The 15,987-nt window shown below is 51.8% G+C and carries 12 protein-coding genes; 8 read left to right on the forward strand and 4 right to left on the reverse strand.

Features of this window, described 5'->3' with window-relative positions:
* Positions 1-4: 4 nt before the first annotated feature.
* Positions 5-1,474 (reverse strand): DHA2 family efflux MFS transporter permease subunit, encoded by a 1,470-nt coding sequence (locus H7F31_RS07670; RefSeq protein WP_187105251.1) that lies wholly within the window; start codon positions 1,472-1,474, stop codon positions 5-7.
* A 251-nt stretch (positions 1,475-1,725) separates the two neighbouring features.
* Between H7F31_RS07670 and H7F31_RS07675 the strand changes: the two genes are divergently transcribed.
* The 3 genes from H7F31_RS07675 to H7F31_RS07685 all read left to right on the forward strand — a co-directional run bounded on the left by H7F31_RS07675 (position 1,726) and on the right by H7F31_RS07685 (position 5,943).
* Positions 1,726-2,328 carry a TetR/AcrR family transcriptional regulator gene (locus tag H7F31_RS07675; RefSeq protein WP_187103650.1) on the forward strand — a complete coding sequence of 201 codons (603 nt, stop codon included), beginning with the start codon at positions 1,726-1,728 and terminating at the stop codon, positions 2,326-2,328.
* A gap of 201 nt (positions 2,329-2,529) precedes the next feature.
* Positions 2,530-4,152, forward strand: coding sequence for a response regulator (locus H7F31_RS07680; RefSeq protein ID WP_187103651.1), 1,623 nt, complete (start codon positions 2,530-2,532; stop codon positions 4,150-4,152).
* Between the two features lie 3 nt (positions 4,153-4,155).
* Complete coding sequence (locus tag H7F31_RS07685) at positions 4,156-5,943, forward strand: sensor histidine kinase (protein ID WP_187103652.1); 1,788 nt, start codon at positions 4,156-4,158, stop codon at positions 5,941-5,943.
* Here the strand turns inward: H7F31_RS07685 and H7F31_RS07690 are convergent.
* Positions 5,906-8,473: a PQQ-binding-like beta-propeller repeat protein gene (locus tag H7F31_RS07690; protein WP_187103653.1), complete on the reverse strand. Its 2,568-nt coding sequence runs from the start codon at positions 8,471-8,473 to the stop codon at positions 5,906-5,908. The two genes, H7F31_RS07685 and H7F31_RS07690, sit on opposite strands and share 38 nt — an antisense overlap.
* A 186-nt stretch (positions 8,474-8,659) precedes the next feature.
* On the opposite strand from H7F31_RS07690, the gene H7F31_RS07695 reads away from it, so the two are divergent.
* Positions 8,660-9,757, forward strand: coding sequence for a DUF3626 domain-containing protein (locus H7F31_RS07695; protein WP_187103654.1), 1,098 nt, complete (start codon positions 8,660-8,662; stop codon positions 9,755-9,757).
* A 125-nt stretch (positions 9,758-9,882) separates the two neighbouring features.
* Here the strand turns inward: H7F31_RS07695 and H7F31_RS07700 are convergent, their stop codons facing one another.
* On the reverse strand, positions 9,883-10,218 hold the full coding sequence (locus tag H7F31_RS07700; RefSeq protein WP_187103655.1) for a DUF1801 domain-containing protein: 336 nt from the start codon (positions 10,216-10,218) through the stop codon (positions 9,883-9,885).
* A 256-nt stretch (positions 10,219-10,474) separates the two neighbouring features.
* Here H7F31_RS07700 and H7F31_RS07705 point away from each other — a divergent pair, with 256 nt between their 5' ends.
* From H7F31_RS07705 to H7F31_RS07720, 4 genes are all read left to right on the forward strand, one after another.
* Positions 10,475-11,407 (forward strand): ABC transporter permease, encoded by a 933-nt coding sequence (locus H7F31_RS07705; RefSeq protein WP_261800339.1) that lies wholly within the window; start codon positions 10,475-10,477, stop codon positions 11,405-11,407.
* 22 nt (positions 11,408-11,429) lie between these two features.
* Entirely contained in the window at positions 11,430-12,341 is a 912-nt protein-coding gene (locus H7F31_RS07710; protein WP_187103656.1) for a carbohydrate ABC transporter permease, read from the forward strand.
* 82 nt (positions 12,342-12,423) lie between these two features.
* Entirely contained in the window at positions 12,424-14,028 is a 1,605-nt protein-coding gene (locus tag H7F31_RS07715) for an ABC transporter substrate-binding protein (RefSeq protein ID WP_187103657.1), read from the forward strand.
* 17 nt (positions 14,029-14,045) lie between these two features.
* Positions 14,046-15,410, forward strand: coding sequence for a hypothetical protein (locus H7F31_RS07720; protein WP_187103658.1), 1,365 nt, complete (start codon positions 14,046-14,048; stop codon positions 15,408-15,410).
* Positions 15,411-15,531: 121 nt separating this feature from the next.
* Here H7F31_RS07720 and H7F31_RS07725 read toward each other — a convergent pair whose 3' ends face one another.
* On the reverse strand, positions 15,532-15,939 hold the full coding sequence (locus H7F31_RS07725) for a tellurite resistance TerB family protein (RefSeq protein ID WP_187103659.1): 408 nt from the start codon (positions 15,937-15,939) through the stop codon (positions 15,532-15,534).
* Positions 15,940-15,987: the final 48 nt, after the last annotated feature.

A 15,987-nucleotide genomic window follows, 5' to 3' on the forward strand; every position in this document is an offset into this window, starting at 1 on the left:
GAGCTTAGTTCACAGCTTCCTTGGTCAAACGAACGCCTTTCGCGCCAGGCTCGGGAGCCGGAGTAGTCCGCTTGATGAAGAAGGACAGCAGCAGCCCGACGACTCCAATGCCGATAATGACGAGGTAAGCATCGTTGATGCCCTCGATGGCGGCAGCCGTAGCCAGATTTTCCGGAGACATGCCCGATGCGGCGAGCTCGCCGGCATGCGTCTTCGCGCGATCCGACATGATCGTCACAAGCAAAGCCGTGCCGACTGCGCCGGCGACCTGTCTCACCGTATTGGAAATGGCCGTGCCGTGCGCGTTCAAGCTTCTCGGCAGCTGGTTGAGGCCGGCGGTTTGGATCGGCATCAGCAGAAGCGCCATGCCGATGCGTCGTCCCGTGGACATCAGGACAAGATAAGAGTAGCTGGTGTGATCCGTCAAATTGATGAAGCCGATCGTGGTCCCGATCGTAATGACAAGGCCGATGACGGATAGCCACTTGGCTCCGAACCGGTCGAACAGCTTGCCGGTGACCGGCATCAGAAAGCCCATAACCAGCGCGCCGGGAAGGAGCAGCAGGCCCGACTCCAGAGCGGTATAGCCGCGCGCGCTCTGCAGGTACAAGGGCAGCAGCATCATGTCGGCGTACATAACCATCGTGACGGCGATACCGATAATGGTGGTCAAAGAGAACATTTTGTACTTGAAGGCACGCAGATCCAGCAGCGGATTGCCGGAGACCAATTGCCGCCATATAAATAAAGTAAGCGCGATGAGTCCGGCAACGATCGTAAGGATGACTTCCGCGCTCGACCAGCCCTTGCTTCCAGCGCTGCTGAAGCCGTACAGGATTCCGCCGAAGCCGATGGTGGAGAGGAGGACGCTGACCATATCGAAGCGCGTTGCCATTCTATCCGAGACGTTGGTGAGATAGAAGTAACCGCACGCGATTACGATAAGGGCTAGAGGAATCATGCCATAGAACATCGTCTCCCAAGAGAAGTGCTCCATAATATAGCCGGCTGTCGTCGGTCCGACGGCCGGCGCGAAGATGATGGCGAATCCGACCATGCCCATGGCCGCGCCGCGTCTCTCCGGCGGGAAGAGCGTCAGAATAACGTTCATCAGGAGCGGCATAATGATACCGGCGCCTGCCGCCTGAATCATGCGTCCCGCCAGCAGCACTTCAAAGCCGGGGGCTAGAGCGGATACGACCGTACCGATCAGGAAGATGATCATGGATGTCTGGAATAATTGCCTTGTCGTAAATCGCTGCATGAAGTAGGCCGTGATGGGAATCAATACGCCGTTGACCAGCAAGTAACCTGTGGTCAGCCATTGAGCGGTTGCCGCGGTTATGTCGAAGTCGATCATGAGCTCTGGCGTCGCCACGCTCATAATGGTTTGATTAAGAGTAGCCAGAAAGGCGCCTAATATCATGACGAACAGTATGGGACCCTTCTTGACGGCGGTGCCGCCGCTTTCCATATTTTTGCTCACCTTTCTCCATCCTCTCATCTCTTTGTCTCTTTATAGACTAAATTTACAATGTGTTGTATAGTTTACATTGCATAAAATAGATTATAGTCCCCGGTCAATCCAAAGAGCAACCGACAGCTTGAGACGCTAGTGTAGCTTAATTTACACATGACTCCAATCTGTCGCCGACCGCCGAAATATTAGACGAAAAAAAGCAAAATTGTAGTTTTAAGGATGGCAAGGCGAAAGGATGGGCAAAAATGGAACGAAAGCAGACCAAAGCGGATCCCCGAATTCTTCGAACGCGGCAATTGATTCGAAACGCGTTTGTGGAGCTCCTGCAGGAGATGGAGGTCGAAAAGCTGTCGGTCAATAAGATTGCCGAACGCGCTACCATTAATCGTGTAACCTTCTATCTGCACTATCGCGACATTCCGGATATGATGGAGAAGATCGCGGATGAGATGGTCCAGGAGATCGAGGGTATTCTGGACAAGCCGACAGTGTGCGACCCGGAGGCGGAACCCGACTCGGACAGCGCGGTCTTGCTCAGCTTGCTGGAGCATATCGCGAGCAATGCCGACTTCTACAAAATCGTACTCGCCTCCAAGCGGACGACGATTTTCTCCGATCGGCTGCTTAAGCTGCTGAAGGAGTTGATTACCGTTATCGCGGAAAGAAGGGGCAACGAGCATTACCGTACAAAGGTGGGCATACAGAAGGACATCGCGATCTGGTACAACTCCTCCGCCTTAATCGGCACGATCGTGTCTTGGCTTCGCAACGATATGCCTTACACGCCGCATTATCTCGCGGAACAATTCGCGCTGCTGAGAAGGCATGCCTACCCGAGCGGCAATTAGACATAATCATGCCCATGCTCAATCAGACCCCAACGGGTTCCCGCCGCAGCGGAAATCTGTTGGGGTCTCTCGTTCTATTATGAGCGAGTCTGACGAGCCTCGTTGAAAGCGGTCACATCCGTCATGCGAAGGATAAGAAAGATCATCGACACGAATTCAGGTCCATTTTATACTGATCATTATAAGGAAGGAGTGATCCCTGTGTACAAGATTCTAGTCGTTGACGACGAGCCGAACGTGAGCATCGGAATCCGGGATTTCCTGTTGGCATCGGATCTTCGCATCTTGAGCGTGGAGACGGCCCTGAACGGGTTCGAGGCTGTCGATTATTTGCGGATGGACCAATTCGATTTGGTATTGACCGATATTCAGATGAGCAGGATGAGCGGAATCGAGCTTATGGAGACGATTTATCTGGAGCAGCCCAATCTGCCCGTCATCGTGATCTCCGCGCACGAAGAGTTCGACTTCGCGAAGAAATCGCTTCGACTGGGAGCAAGGGATTATCTGGTGAAGCCTGTAGAGGAGGAGGAGCTTCTTCGCGTCGTGCAAAGCGTGTTGAGCGAGAAGGAGGAAATCGGCAGGCAATCGCTGGAGCGATCCATTCAGGAACATGGGCAACACTCATCCGAGCTGGCGAGGCGTCGCGAAATATTAATGGAGCTGTTAACGGAGAGAGGTTTGTCGAAGCAAGAGCATGACGAGCTTGTAACCGAGCTGGGGAAAGAGCTAAAGGGACCTTACTTTGGCGTGATCTCCGTGCGCCTCGACTTTAGCCAGGGAGGCTTCAGCCAACGGGAGGTCACTTATCAGGAACGTAAGCTTCTCAAGTTCGCGGCATTAAATCTTTTCGAAGAGAGCTTGACGGAATGGAACGGATTGACGTTAAACGGCTTCGGCAATGAGCTGATCGGCATTATTCAATTAAGCGAACAGCCTTTGAATGGACAATACCACGCCTTGCAATCCCAGCTTCATCTTATCGGGCAATTGGTTTCGGTGAATTTCAAACAATACTTAAACGTCGATGCGACGATCGGCATGAGCAGCTTGCGTGCCGACAAGACCCTTCTGTCCCGGTTAATGGAAGAAGCGCAGATGACGGCGGAGTGGAGGAAACTTCATCCCGAGCAGCAAGTTTTCTATTACGAGGATGTTGCCGCCCAGGACAGCCTGAATATGGTGGGATGGATGGAGAAGGTGGAGGATTGCGTGCAACTGCTTAAGGGCGGCGATGAGGCACAGCTGGAGGGACATGTTCGGGAACTGGTTTCCTTGCTTAAGGAGCTTGGACATACAGATGAACTAAAGGCCAGCTACTTCGGCATGCTGGTCTATCGGATCTATGGCCTGCTGCTGGAATATGGACGCGGCAACGGCGCATCGCAGCGCCGGTTCGATCCCGATGTCTATTTCAGGGAAATGCCGGCAGAAGCCAAGGTCGATGAGCTTGCCTCTTATATCGAAGCAGCCTGCCGATCGCTCCGCGATCTGGCGCGTGAGAGGGATCGGACCATTCTCGATCAAATCATGTCCTATATTCAAATGCAATTTCGCAATCCCGCGCTCAAGATTCAGGATATCGCCGGAGAGATCCACTTCAGCGCGGCTTATCTTCGTTATTTGTTCAAGAGGGAAACCAAAAGGAGCGTGTGGGATTATGTAACGGAGCTTCGCATCGAGGAAGCCAAATTTTTGCTTGCAACGACGGATAAGAAGCGGTACGAGATTGCAAGCGAAGTCGGCTATGAGTCGCCGGAGCACTTCAGCCGAATATTCAAGCGTTACACGGGCGTCAGTCCGGCGGAATATCGCAAAGGATAGGGAGTGATCGGACTGAAGCTGAAATTTAAAGTAACGTTGGCGTTTGCCCTGTTTATCATCGGCCCTTTTCTAATCGTCGGGTGGATATCCGCTTATAAGGCGGAGGAATCGATGCAGGATGAGCTGGGACGAACCATGCTGCAATTGGCGAAGCAGAATCATACGACGATAACCAAATCGATGTCCGCAGTAAATGACAAGACGATTACGTTCCTCGGCAACCATCTGTTCAATCGCACCGTACTTAACCCGTTCTGGCTAAATATCGAGACGTTTAGCCAGATCAATCAGGCGGACGAAATTTTGGAGCGCTGGTCCTCGGACGGGACGAGCTATACCCTGTACATGATGAATAGAGAAGAAAAGCGTACCCATGTCGACCTGTCGGACAAAAACAGCGGTTTTAAATATTTCGATTTCGATCATTCCGACCTGCCCGAATGGGTCCAGCATGCCGACAATAAGCGCGGAGCAGGCGTGTTTCGGTTGATTCCATCCTCGGAAGGAGCCGCGACGGTGAGTTTTATCCGAAGCATTTTAAATGCCCAGAATTATAATGACGTCATCGGATATCTGGTCGTCTCCCATTTGGAGGTGCATTTCACCAGGGATCTTTTATCTGTCCAGCTTCCGGAGAACTCCGGTATTTTTTTATTTAACGACGCGAACGAATTGCTCATGCAAGCCGGATCGGCGGCGTTTGACGAGGCGGGCATAACGGAACTGGCAAGCAGAGAAACTTCGGGATATCGCTTCGTCAATCAGGGAGGAGAGCGTTGGTTGTCCGCGTACGCTTATGAACCCGATTTTCATACCCGGCTTGTTTATCACGTACCGCTAAATTCGTTATCCAGCAGCTGGAAGGGGTTTCAGTGGTTTATTATGATCGTATCCGCGATCTATTTGGTTCTTGTTCTGTTATTCGTTTTGTATTTGCTTCGGATGATCGTCAGACCCCTGCATCGCCTGGTTACAATTACGAAGATCTATGAGCCCGGCGTCCCGTTAGCCTCGGACAATAGCCGGGATCTGCTACGTTCGGACGAGTTCGGCATTTTGTACGGCGCGTTCTTGAGGATGACCAGGAGATTGGACCATTCCTTCGAGGAGAACTATGCCATGAAGATCAAGCAGAAGGAAACCGAGCTGGCGACGCTTCATTCGCAGATTACGCCGCACTTGTTATACAATACCCTCGACTCCATCTATTGGTATGCGCTTCGCAAGGGGAACAAGGATGTAGGCGGCATGATCAAAGACTTGTCCAAGTTATTGCGGATCGGCCTTAGCAAAGGAAGAACGATGATTCCGATCGGAGAGGAGACCGAGCATGTGCAGGCGTATTGCCGTCTTCAGATGAAGCGGTATCCGGACAACTTCGAGGTGCATTGGGATATAGACGAAGACGCCAAGAAGTATACGACGCCTAAGGTCATCCTCCAGCCGCTTGTCGAAAATGCGATCTTCCACGCCGTCAGCAGCATGGATGGCGAAGGCGAGATCCGGATTGCGATACGATGCGCGGATTCCGAGATCGAGATGACGGTGGAGGATAACGGCTTCCTTCCCGTAGACATGGAGAGATTGGAGCAGATTACGAGAGGCGAGATCACGGATAAAGGTTATGGCATCCGGAATGTTCATCAACGCATCCAGCTCCATTTTGGCGAGGCGTTCGGTTTGAGGTACGTCCGCGGCGATAGAGGCGGCGTCAAGGCGCTGATCACTCTGCCGCGGCAAGAGTATATAAAGGTCATTCCCGACTATCGGCCAATCGATCCGCCACGCTAAAGAATCCATTGTCGGAGCCCATGTATAGCGTACCGTCCAGAACGGTCAGTTGCGCTCTTGTCCTCCAATGCTCCATTACGTCATAGCCGCCGTGGCGTGTTCCTGCGATCCGGTACAGCGCCTCTCCATTGTGCGGATCGAACACCAGGACGCCCGCGTCGCTCGCGGCGAGCAGTTGCCCATCGAACCATTGCAGCCAGACTCTAGAAGTCAGCTTGCTTGACCAGTATTGGTGTCCGTCGCTGAGACGCAGGCGCCGAAGCTTGCCTTCACTCCAGGCATAGACTGCGTCGCCAACGACAATTGCCCGTTCGAGCGTGCCGTCCATCGTCCATAACGTTTTGCTGGATCCCAGATCGAGCCATTCCGAGGTGACGTCGCTGTCATATCCAAGCTTGGCACCATCTTTGGTTGACAGACGAATGGCATAACGATCGTTTACGATCTCGTAACCGATATCGTCTCTTCTTGGCAGAGTGCTTAGCGGATCCCCTGTATTCGTATCCACCAAAGTCCAGGCTAAGGGGCTCATCACCCAAAGCTGATCCATGTGGTCGTCTAGCGCTCTCGCCTCGTAGTAGAAATGATCCGCCCATTCCGATAACGGTGCTGCTATGCCTTCCATCCGCCAAACCTCTTTGCCATTCTTCGGCTCGTAGGCTGCAATCTCGTTGCCAACAGGCACTCCGCTATCCATGCCGTACTCAATGATCAGCTTGCCGCCGGCGATCAGTGACGGTATGATTCGGCCTGGGCGGTCGAGCTCCCGGCTCCACAGCTTGCGGCCGTCCCGCAGCGCGTACGCTTCAATAAACGATCGGTACGTGTTCGGACTATAGAAATCTCCGGTTGTATAAATCATTGCCACGACTTTGCCGGCCATGCCATAACTGACATCAAACGTATCATCGGGGAGGTTGTGCTTCAGTGTCCACTTATTGCTTCCGTTGGAAGTGTCCAGCACATCGAGACGTCCCAGCCGCTCCTGTTCGGCGTTATTCTTTGGCGGCATATGAACAGCCATATAGCGGCGATCCGAGGAGAGGATAAAGCGGTCCGTATGGAAACCGAGATCCCTTTGCCAAAGCTTGCGTCCGGTAGCAGGATCAAGCGCAAATAGATTGGAGTCGTAATGCATGCCGCTAAATCCGCCGTCCTCCCCCGAAATCAGCAATGCCCGATCCGTTCGCCCGATGAAAAAATTATAGGCAAGATCGCTCGTTGTCCGCCATCTTAGCGACTGTTCCTTCGTAAACGGTTGGCCTTCCGCGCGGGGCGAGAATGTATAATCGACGACCTTGCCCTGCGGTGACCAGTCGATGAGCAGCTCGGCGGTTGCGGATTCGTAGCGCCAGCGCTCCAGCGTCTCCATCGGTTCGCCTGTCGATTTTACGTTTCCGGAACGTTCTACCGCTTGAGGCAAGCCAAGAAGCTTCTCCAGTTCGGCTTGCGGAGCGCCTTCCCGAACAAAATAGTAGGCTACGGTTCGGGCAGACAGATAGGACGGTTGAGGCGAACCAAACAGGTCATTTACCTGGCCGTCATGAATAAATGTACCCTCATCCTTTATCCAAAGAACACGGGGCTCCGCCTTAAGATCTTTTTCTTCGACAATGACGGCACGCCAATTGCCGCTGCCGCCGACAACAAGCAGTCGTTCTCCGGCATCCATCCGCCGCGCCACGGCATCGTCTGCAGGCTGCCAATAAATCGGAGTACCATCGGCGGCGACGCTCCATTGCTCGGGCGCCTGTTGGCTTAGTGACGACGCCTCCGGCGTAAGCATCCATACCGGTACCCAAGCATCATACCAGCCCTCTCCCTCCCGGATATCTACAAGCTGGGCAAAATGCTCCGTCAGTGCGGCCAACTGATAGCCGCACCCCGGAACTGCCCGATAGACGACGGTATTGTCGGCCCCTTGGGGCAGACGGGTCGCATCGATTTCCGCATGTACTTGTACCGTATCGCCGATCCGAAATCCTTGCTCGCGGGCCATTCGGTTATCGGTTGAGCCGGATGGATGACCCAGTTGCGCAGCGGTCAACAAAGATTGCAAGTTGCCGTCGTTGTCATGATAATGATAGGTTGCATCCAAAAGCTTGCCTTGCTCGCTCCAATACAATAGCAGCTGCCCGTTTACTTTTCCGCTGAGCAACCCGCGCAGGTCAAGATAGCCTTGGCTGTCATCCCAACTGTAGGTATAACCTTGGGTCGCTTGATCGTACCGCCACACCTCGACATCTACCAGATCTTTGCCAATCCAGTAGACTCCCTTGCCGATATAGGAGGGCTGGCCGTAAACCGAGCGCGCCTGGTTTTTTGTTGTCGCTCCGTCCAGCTGTTCGCGTATTGAAGCGTCCGTAATCTCGAGCGTAGATGCAGAAGCAAGTGAAATCGCTTCTTGATTTGCCGCGGCAGGCGTTATTGATGGGCGAGGGGCTTGCGTTGCCGAATTTTCGCAACCGGCCAGCAGCCATATGAGGGCGAATACGCTTAACAGCGTTGCTTTTTTCTTTGGGAAAGTCATCTTCCGGACATCCTTTCTCCGATTCCTCTACATACTAATATTACCAAATAGAACGCGCAGGAGCATAGAAAGGTTGCGTATTGACAGAATATTTCGATTATCTTACCATATAAGAATTTAACTCCGTCCCTTTTGGAATGGAGTTGCTCCGCGTTTTAAATTAATGATGAATAGGGAGGTTGAAAAATGTCCAATAACAGGCAACTTACAAATGCGCAAAACTTATCCTTAAAATATATCGGAGAGCACGCATTATCCGGAAAAGAAGAAGCTACAACTCTAATAAAAGAAATTCTGCGGATGTCAAACGTTCATTGGGACATGTATGAAAATGCCCTTGCCAAACTGCGGACTAACGCGAGAATCGCATTGCATTTTCATCCTGACCGACCGCTTGCAGATATGAAATGCGTGGCGCAAGCATTGCTTGAACAAGGCGCCTACAAGAGTCAGTTCGAAACGCGCATATCAAATGGAAGTCTTTCGGCTTATCTAGGGGGAGCGCGTGATCTTTGGGAGAAGAAACTGTTTAACGGCGCTTATCATTTAGACGGTGCGAGTATAAGCGAACGCCCAAAGTATGGGGCGCTTGACGTAATGTTACACGCTGACGGTCCTTCTCCACGATTTGGATCCTGTTTCTTTTTACTCTCGCCTAGCGTATCCTGTCGCTCGACATTCACTTATGGAGATTCCAACGATGATCGGCCTGAAAAAGGTACGCTCGAGGAATTCGATATCGTAATAGCAGCATTATTAAATGATGTTTTTTTCCGCGAGTCTGCTTTAGGAGAACGGGATTTGACTCCCGGAAAATTGATCGACCATCTTTTATGCAAGCTTGAACAACCCTGCCGAAATCCTTTTAGCGACATGCCAAAACGCAACCTTAACCACTATATTGAGGCACAAGTTCATGGCGATATATCACTTGCAGATGACGTAGAAATGCTGGTTGCCGATTCTTCGTTTAAAGGAACGCGAGTAGGCAACCTTTTAGAGCAGCTATGTTTGAAATATTCGATCAAGCTAATATGGAACATAGGGTCTTATCTGATGGTTGAAGAAGTGCCCGCGGACTTTAGGGGGCCGACCATGCCCTCATTAGCTAAACGAATAGCGAAGAATGGGTATATTGATGCCAGTATAATCGGGGAAGCTGTAAATGATTTGAAAAGAAATCCCACAAAATGGTACGACAGAGGAAGCTACGCAGAAGTGCTCCAAGAGTTAAAATTACTATGGCATGTATTGGTTCGATTTGGGAAACCTTCCACCGTATAACGCCGATTAAAGGGTAAGAGGGGTTGCGCTCGAACGTCCCCCCATACCCTTTGCGGCCCCCACCAGTTGCCGAGGTGATCAGGCTCGGTCCACACTTAGCCATCCATCCAATTCCATTATGGCTTTTACAGCGTGTCGGAAGCTTGTTTTAAAAGTCCCGACAAAAGAGGTAGATCCGGAGAATCGTCTTCCCGTAATTTGATCCACTTTCGTTCGGCAGGGCCATCGAATGTTTGAGGAAACTCTATGCCGTTTGCATTCATAATCATAAAAGCAATTGCGTCTTTAGAGGGTGAAATAACGGCGGCATAATGCCCGTTTTTCAGAAAATGCGGCTTCTTATATTGAATCCGCTCTTCTGCTTCCGGAATTGTTTCGTGTACTAAATTGCGCAGTATCAAGCTGATTTCCGATTGCCATTTTGGCAAATTTTCAATATAGGCTGTTACATCTTGGTTCATTCGTTCGTCACCCTCCAGTTGGTATAATTTTCTTGTTTCTACATTAAACATACCCCTAAGAAAATATTCCTGTCAATGCATGTCAGATATTTAGAAACATTGCGAGAATAACTGGCTAAGCTCCTTGCTTTATTTTTTGCTGGCATTCGGACAAGTCCGACCTCGGCTCACTTCCGTCACAAGGCAGCTTCTATTGATCATCGTATTGGATGATGGGCTGCCCTATACTGAAATCAATCGAGAGGAGTGAAGGCTGGTGAAGGAGAGAACGGGGATTGCGTATTTCATCCATTCTCTATGGAAGTTCAGATTTTTGACGATCATGCTGGTGCCCACGTTTATCGTGCTGATCGTCAACAACTACTTGCCGATGTTCGGGGTGTTTATCGCATTTAAAAATATCAATTATATCGACGGTATTCTCGGAAGTCCCTGGGTCGGATTCCGTAATTTCGAGTTTCTGTTCACGTCAGGCTCCCTTTGGAGAATTACGCGCAATACGGTGTTGTACAGCCTGGCCTTTATGGCGGTCAACACCGTACTGTCCATAGCAATAGCCGTCGCGATCAACGAGCTGCGCGGCCGATTGGCCAAAACGTATCAGACATTTCTCATCATGCCTTATTTCTTGTCCATGATCGTTGTCAGCTATCTGGTGTACGCTTTTCTCAATCCGGATAAAGGCTTTATGAACGCGTCGATTCTCGAATGGTTTGGATTGGACAGAGTTTTCTGGTATTCGGAGAAAGCCTATTGGCCCTATATTCTCATCCTGGTAAATGCGTGGAAAAATGTCGGCATCGGAGCGGTGATCTATATCGCGGCGATAGCGGGCATCGATCAGGAATATTACGAAGCCGCCGTGCTCGACGGAGCATCGAAGTGGAAGCAAACGCTATATATTACGCTGCCGAGCATCCAGCCTATTATTATCATCTTAACGATTCTTTCGATGGGGAGCGTATTCAATTCCGACTTCGGACTATTCTACCAAGTCCCGATGGATTCCGGGGCGCTCTATCCCGTGACCGACACGGTCGACACCTATGTCTACCGCGTGCTGATGGAGCTTAACGATATCGGCATGTCGTCCGCCGCGGCCTTGGCGCAATCCGTATTAGGCTTCGTGCTCGTCCTGCTGACGAATTCGGCGGTGCGAAAAATAAACCCCGATCAGGCTTTGTTCTAGATCAAGACAGGAGATGAAAGACATGAGCGGTCCGGCTAACAGGCGGGAGAATACAATCTCTCCAGTCGCCAATATCATGCTTAACGGCATATTCCTTATTCTATCGTTCCTATGCGTCATACCCGTCGTTCTGGTTATCATCGTATCCTTGACCCATATCGACACCTTGGTGACCGAGGGGTATCAGTTTTTTCCGGATAAGCTGTCATGGATCGCTTACGAGAGCTTGTTCAAGGATTACGGAACGATCTTCAGAGCGTATGCCATCAGCATCGGCATTACGGTCGTCGGCACCGTTGCGAGCGTTCTCTTGATGGCGCTGTACGCGTACCCCATCTCTCGTCAGGATTATCCGTTCCGTACGTTCTTCACCTTCGTTCTGTTCTTTACGATGCTGTTCAACGGGGGAGTGGTAAGCAAATATATCATTTTCACCCAATCGCTGGGGCTGCTGGATACGTATATGGCGCTCGTACTGCCGCTGCTCATTGTTCCGTTTAACGTCATTATTATGCGTACCTTCTTCCAGACGACCATTCATCCCGCGCTGATCGAGTCCGCCAGAATCGACGGGGCAAGCGAATTTCGTATTTTTTTCCGGATCGTCCTGCCGCTTTCGCTTCCCGTTATGGCGACGATGGCGCTTCTTGGCACCATCTTGTTCTGGAACGATTGGTTCAACTCGCTTCTGTTCATTCGGACCGAAGACAAGTATCCGCTGCAATACTTAATGCTGCGAGTATTAAACGATGTACAGTATCTTCGCAATAACGTGCAATTGGCCGCACAGAATCCGGAGCTGATGAGCAACCTGCCCGATGAATCACTGCAGATGGCCCTTGCGGTCGTATGCATGGGCCCCATACTGCTTATTTATCCATTCTTCCAGAAATATTTCGTCAAAGGCCTCACCGTCGGCGCCGTTAAAGGCTGATCCCGCTGCGGTAGTTCCGGTATGCGGATTGACATTCGCCATGCCGTACTATATGAATCTAATTAATGGAGGGTTATGAGACATGAGACAAAAAAAGTCATTTCTGATTGCGCTCGCAATCATGCTTGCGGCCATGCTGGTGCTGCAAGCCTGTGCTTCCGACGGCAAGGAAAGCGGCACAAACAAGACAAACGAAGCCACAACTGCGCCAAGCAAGCAGCCTGACGCCGGTGCAGAGACTAGCAAGCCGACCGATGCCGAGCTTAAGCCTTATCAAGTATCCATCGTTTACTTTGGTACTCCGGAGGCCGACGGCGCGCTCGTAGAAGAGAAGCTTAACGAGTTTTTTAAAGAAAAAATCAACGCGACCGTCAAGCTGGTCCCCATCGCCGCCAGCGAGTATCAGAACCGTACCGAGCTGATGATGAATACCGGCGAGAAGATGGACCTTGTATTCTCGGCATCTTGGCTCAATTACTTCGGCAACGTGACGAAGGGAGCGTTCCTGGAGCTGGATGAGCTGCTGGACAAGCACGGCCAAGGCATCAAGGAAACGCTGCATCCGCTCTATCTGGAAGCGCCGCGCATGAAAGGGAAGCTGTACGCCGTTCCGACGAACAAAGAGATTACGCAAGGGCAATCGTTTACGTACCGCAAGGATATCGTCGACAAATATAACATTCCGATCGAAACGATTAACAAATGGGAGGATCTGGAGCCTTGGTATGAGAAGATCGCAAAGGAAGAGAAAGGCATGACGAACCTGTATATGTCTGGCGGCTCCGGCAATTCGGGCGGCGGCATCCACATGATGTACGAGACGAATTCCAATTACCGTCCGGTTGGCCCGACGCCGGGCAAGACCCAAATGTTCCTGGTTGACTACACGGCGCCCAAGATGGAAGTGAAATCGATATTGGATCCCGAGCTTGTCGCTATTGACAAAAAAGAATTCGAGCTGTTCCGCAAGTATTACGAAAAAGGTTATATCAACCCGGATGCGGGAACAAGCAAGACGAGTGCGGGCGACCTCAGACGCCAGGGCAAGCTGTGGATGTCATCGGGCGTATGGAAGCCGGGTTCGGACATCGAAGTAAAGATCGCCGACAACAATCTGTACGATTACGTGTCGCATGTCGTAACGGAGCCGATCGTGACGACGGACCTCGCTGCCGGCTCGATGTTCTCCATCTCGAGAACGTCCGAGGATCCGGAGCGTGCGATGATGGTGCTCAACTACTTGCATACGGATCCGTATGTCATCAATTTGATCGTGCATGGCATTGAAGGGAAACATTACAATAAGGTCGGCGACAATCGGATCGAACCGATCGCGGACTCCGGTTATGGCACCAGCGCTCTGTTCTGGGTCATCGGTAGCCAGATGCTGAACTACTTGAAGCCGGGTCAGCCGGATGATCTGTACATCAACTGGAAGAAGTTTAACGAGGAGGCGGTACGATTCCCGCTCATGGGCTTCGTATTCGACGATTCCAAGGTGAAGAATGAAATTGCCGAGCTGACCGCGGTTATATCGGAATACAAAATTTTGGCTACCGGTGCGGTTGCGAATCCTTCCAAGGTGGTTGATGAACGCAACGAGAAGCTGAAAACGGCTGGTATCGAGAAGGTGCAGGCAGAGCTGCAGGCGCAGATTGACGCCTGGTGGGCGGATAATAAGCAGTAGAAGGAGCTGCGTTTAACATGAAACCGGGACAGTTGATCTATACATTCGTCAGCTATGCGACCCATGTCGACCAGAGCTGGGGACATGGGATCGCGATCGAAGGGATCGATCGGACGGCGGAGCTCGCTCACAAGCACGGCATTCCGGTTACATGGATCGTCAATGCCGAATCGGCTCCGGTGCTCGCCGAACGTATTCTGGGATGGCATGAGCAATACGGAGACGATGTCATTCTTCAGACGCCGTTCTACGCGGATGAATCGGAGCATTCCAGGGCAAGGCTGAAGCAGGCGCTCCAGGAAGGATGGGCCGTGCTGCAGGATACGTTCCCCTGGGCGAAGACCAAGATTGTTGCCAGAGGCAGTATCTATAAGGAGTTTGTCGAGGTGGCGGAGGAGCTTGGCTTCCAAGGCATATGGGGATACTGCTGGGAGCAGGTATGGTGGGATAACATTACCCACAAGGGGATTCCATGGGGCTCCTGGTACATCGACAGCGGCCGGTTCAAGGCGCCGCATCCCGGCAAGGGCAAGCTGGTCGCCAGCGAATGGACGGCGCGCGATCTGCACGCGACGTATCATTCCGGCAGTCCCTGCATCTACTCGACAGACCCTAATGACGTTTTGCGGGCGGGACTTTGCTCGGGCGACAATATTGAATATTGGAAGAAGCTGTTCCATAACTATCTGGATAACACGGCGAATAACGAGCAAGTTTATTTTCTGCAGCAACAGGAAAGCCACGAGATGGAATATACCGACCGGTTCGCTATCTATCCAGCTTCCCATGTCGAGGCATGCGCCGGCATGCTGGACTTATTCTTCGACTATATTACGCAATATCCCATTACGCTGACGACGCTGCCGCAGGCGATTGCGAACTATCATGCACGCAATGAGGTTACCGCTCCCGTATACATGCTTACCCGCGATACGCTTGTTCGTCCCGAGGTGAACGATTATACGATGACGTTGGGCGGCACGGCTGCAGGGCCATGGCCCGACACGTTCCAGTACTATGATCGTCAATGCCAGATGGCGTTCGTCCAAGGCTCCAGTACGCCTGAACGGCTGCGGAGCTACGTCGGCAAGGGAGACATGGGCGATGAGTTCGAGGAGGCCGTTCCTCAAGTATTCGTGAGCGGCTACGAGAAAGGCGGGGACAGAATCCGCATGGCGTTCGAGATCGGCCATTGGTCTCCCCTTCCGTTCGGGCTTGCCTATTGGGATGATTTGAAGGGGTACGAGGTCCGATCGGTCACGGCAGGGGTGGAGGCGAAGCTGATTCAAGATCGGCTTGCGTTTCTGCGATTTGATCTAACGGGTTCGCCGACGGTCATCGAGCTGGTGCTGGAGAGAATCCTGGAGCGCGCTGCAGGATAGCGATTGAGAGGGAATAACGAAAAGCCTGAGCCCTAGACGAGAGAATGACTCGCCAGGGCTCAGGCTTTTTGACCACATTATAGCCTCGATAGGCGTTTTTCTCATGAATAGACGGTATGCGTCAAACGCCAAGCACCAGCTTCATGCCTTCCACTTTCAGCTTGTTCATGCTTTCAACCCAGCTTTTGAACGAAGCGAATGACTCATCATCGCAGCTGAATAATCGCTGCATCTCATCCGATATCGCTTTTTCCTGGTCGTCGTAGTTGCCGTCGGCATAGCTGAGCAGCAGCATCTCCGCGAGAAATATCCGCTTAAGGCGCTCATCCTTCAGGCTGCCGAGCAGGTCTGCGGTCGTCGTCTCGACGTCGGCGGAAGGCCGCCAGTCCGGAAGGCCAAGCTCCACCATCCAACCCTGCAAATAAGTTAACTCGTTACGGTTCACGAAGCCGTCCGACTTCGCGATCCGGTGCGCAAGCTCCAGAAAAGCTTCTTTATGCTCGCGTTCTGTAATGAAATGCAAGAACAAGTACGCTCACCCCTCTATTAACATCCCGTACATCCTTACAACTTCAAG

This window comes from Paenibacillus sp. PAMC21692, assembly GCF_014303795.1.
Classification (GTDB): Bacteria; Bacillota; Bacilli; order Paenibacillales; family Paenibacillaceae; genus Pristimantibacillus; species Pristimantibacillus agaridevorans.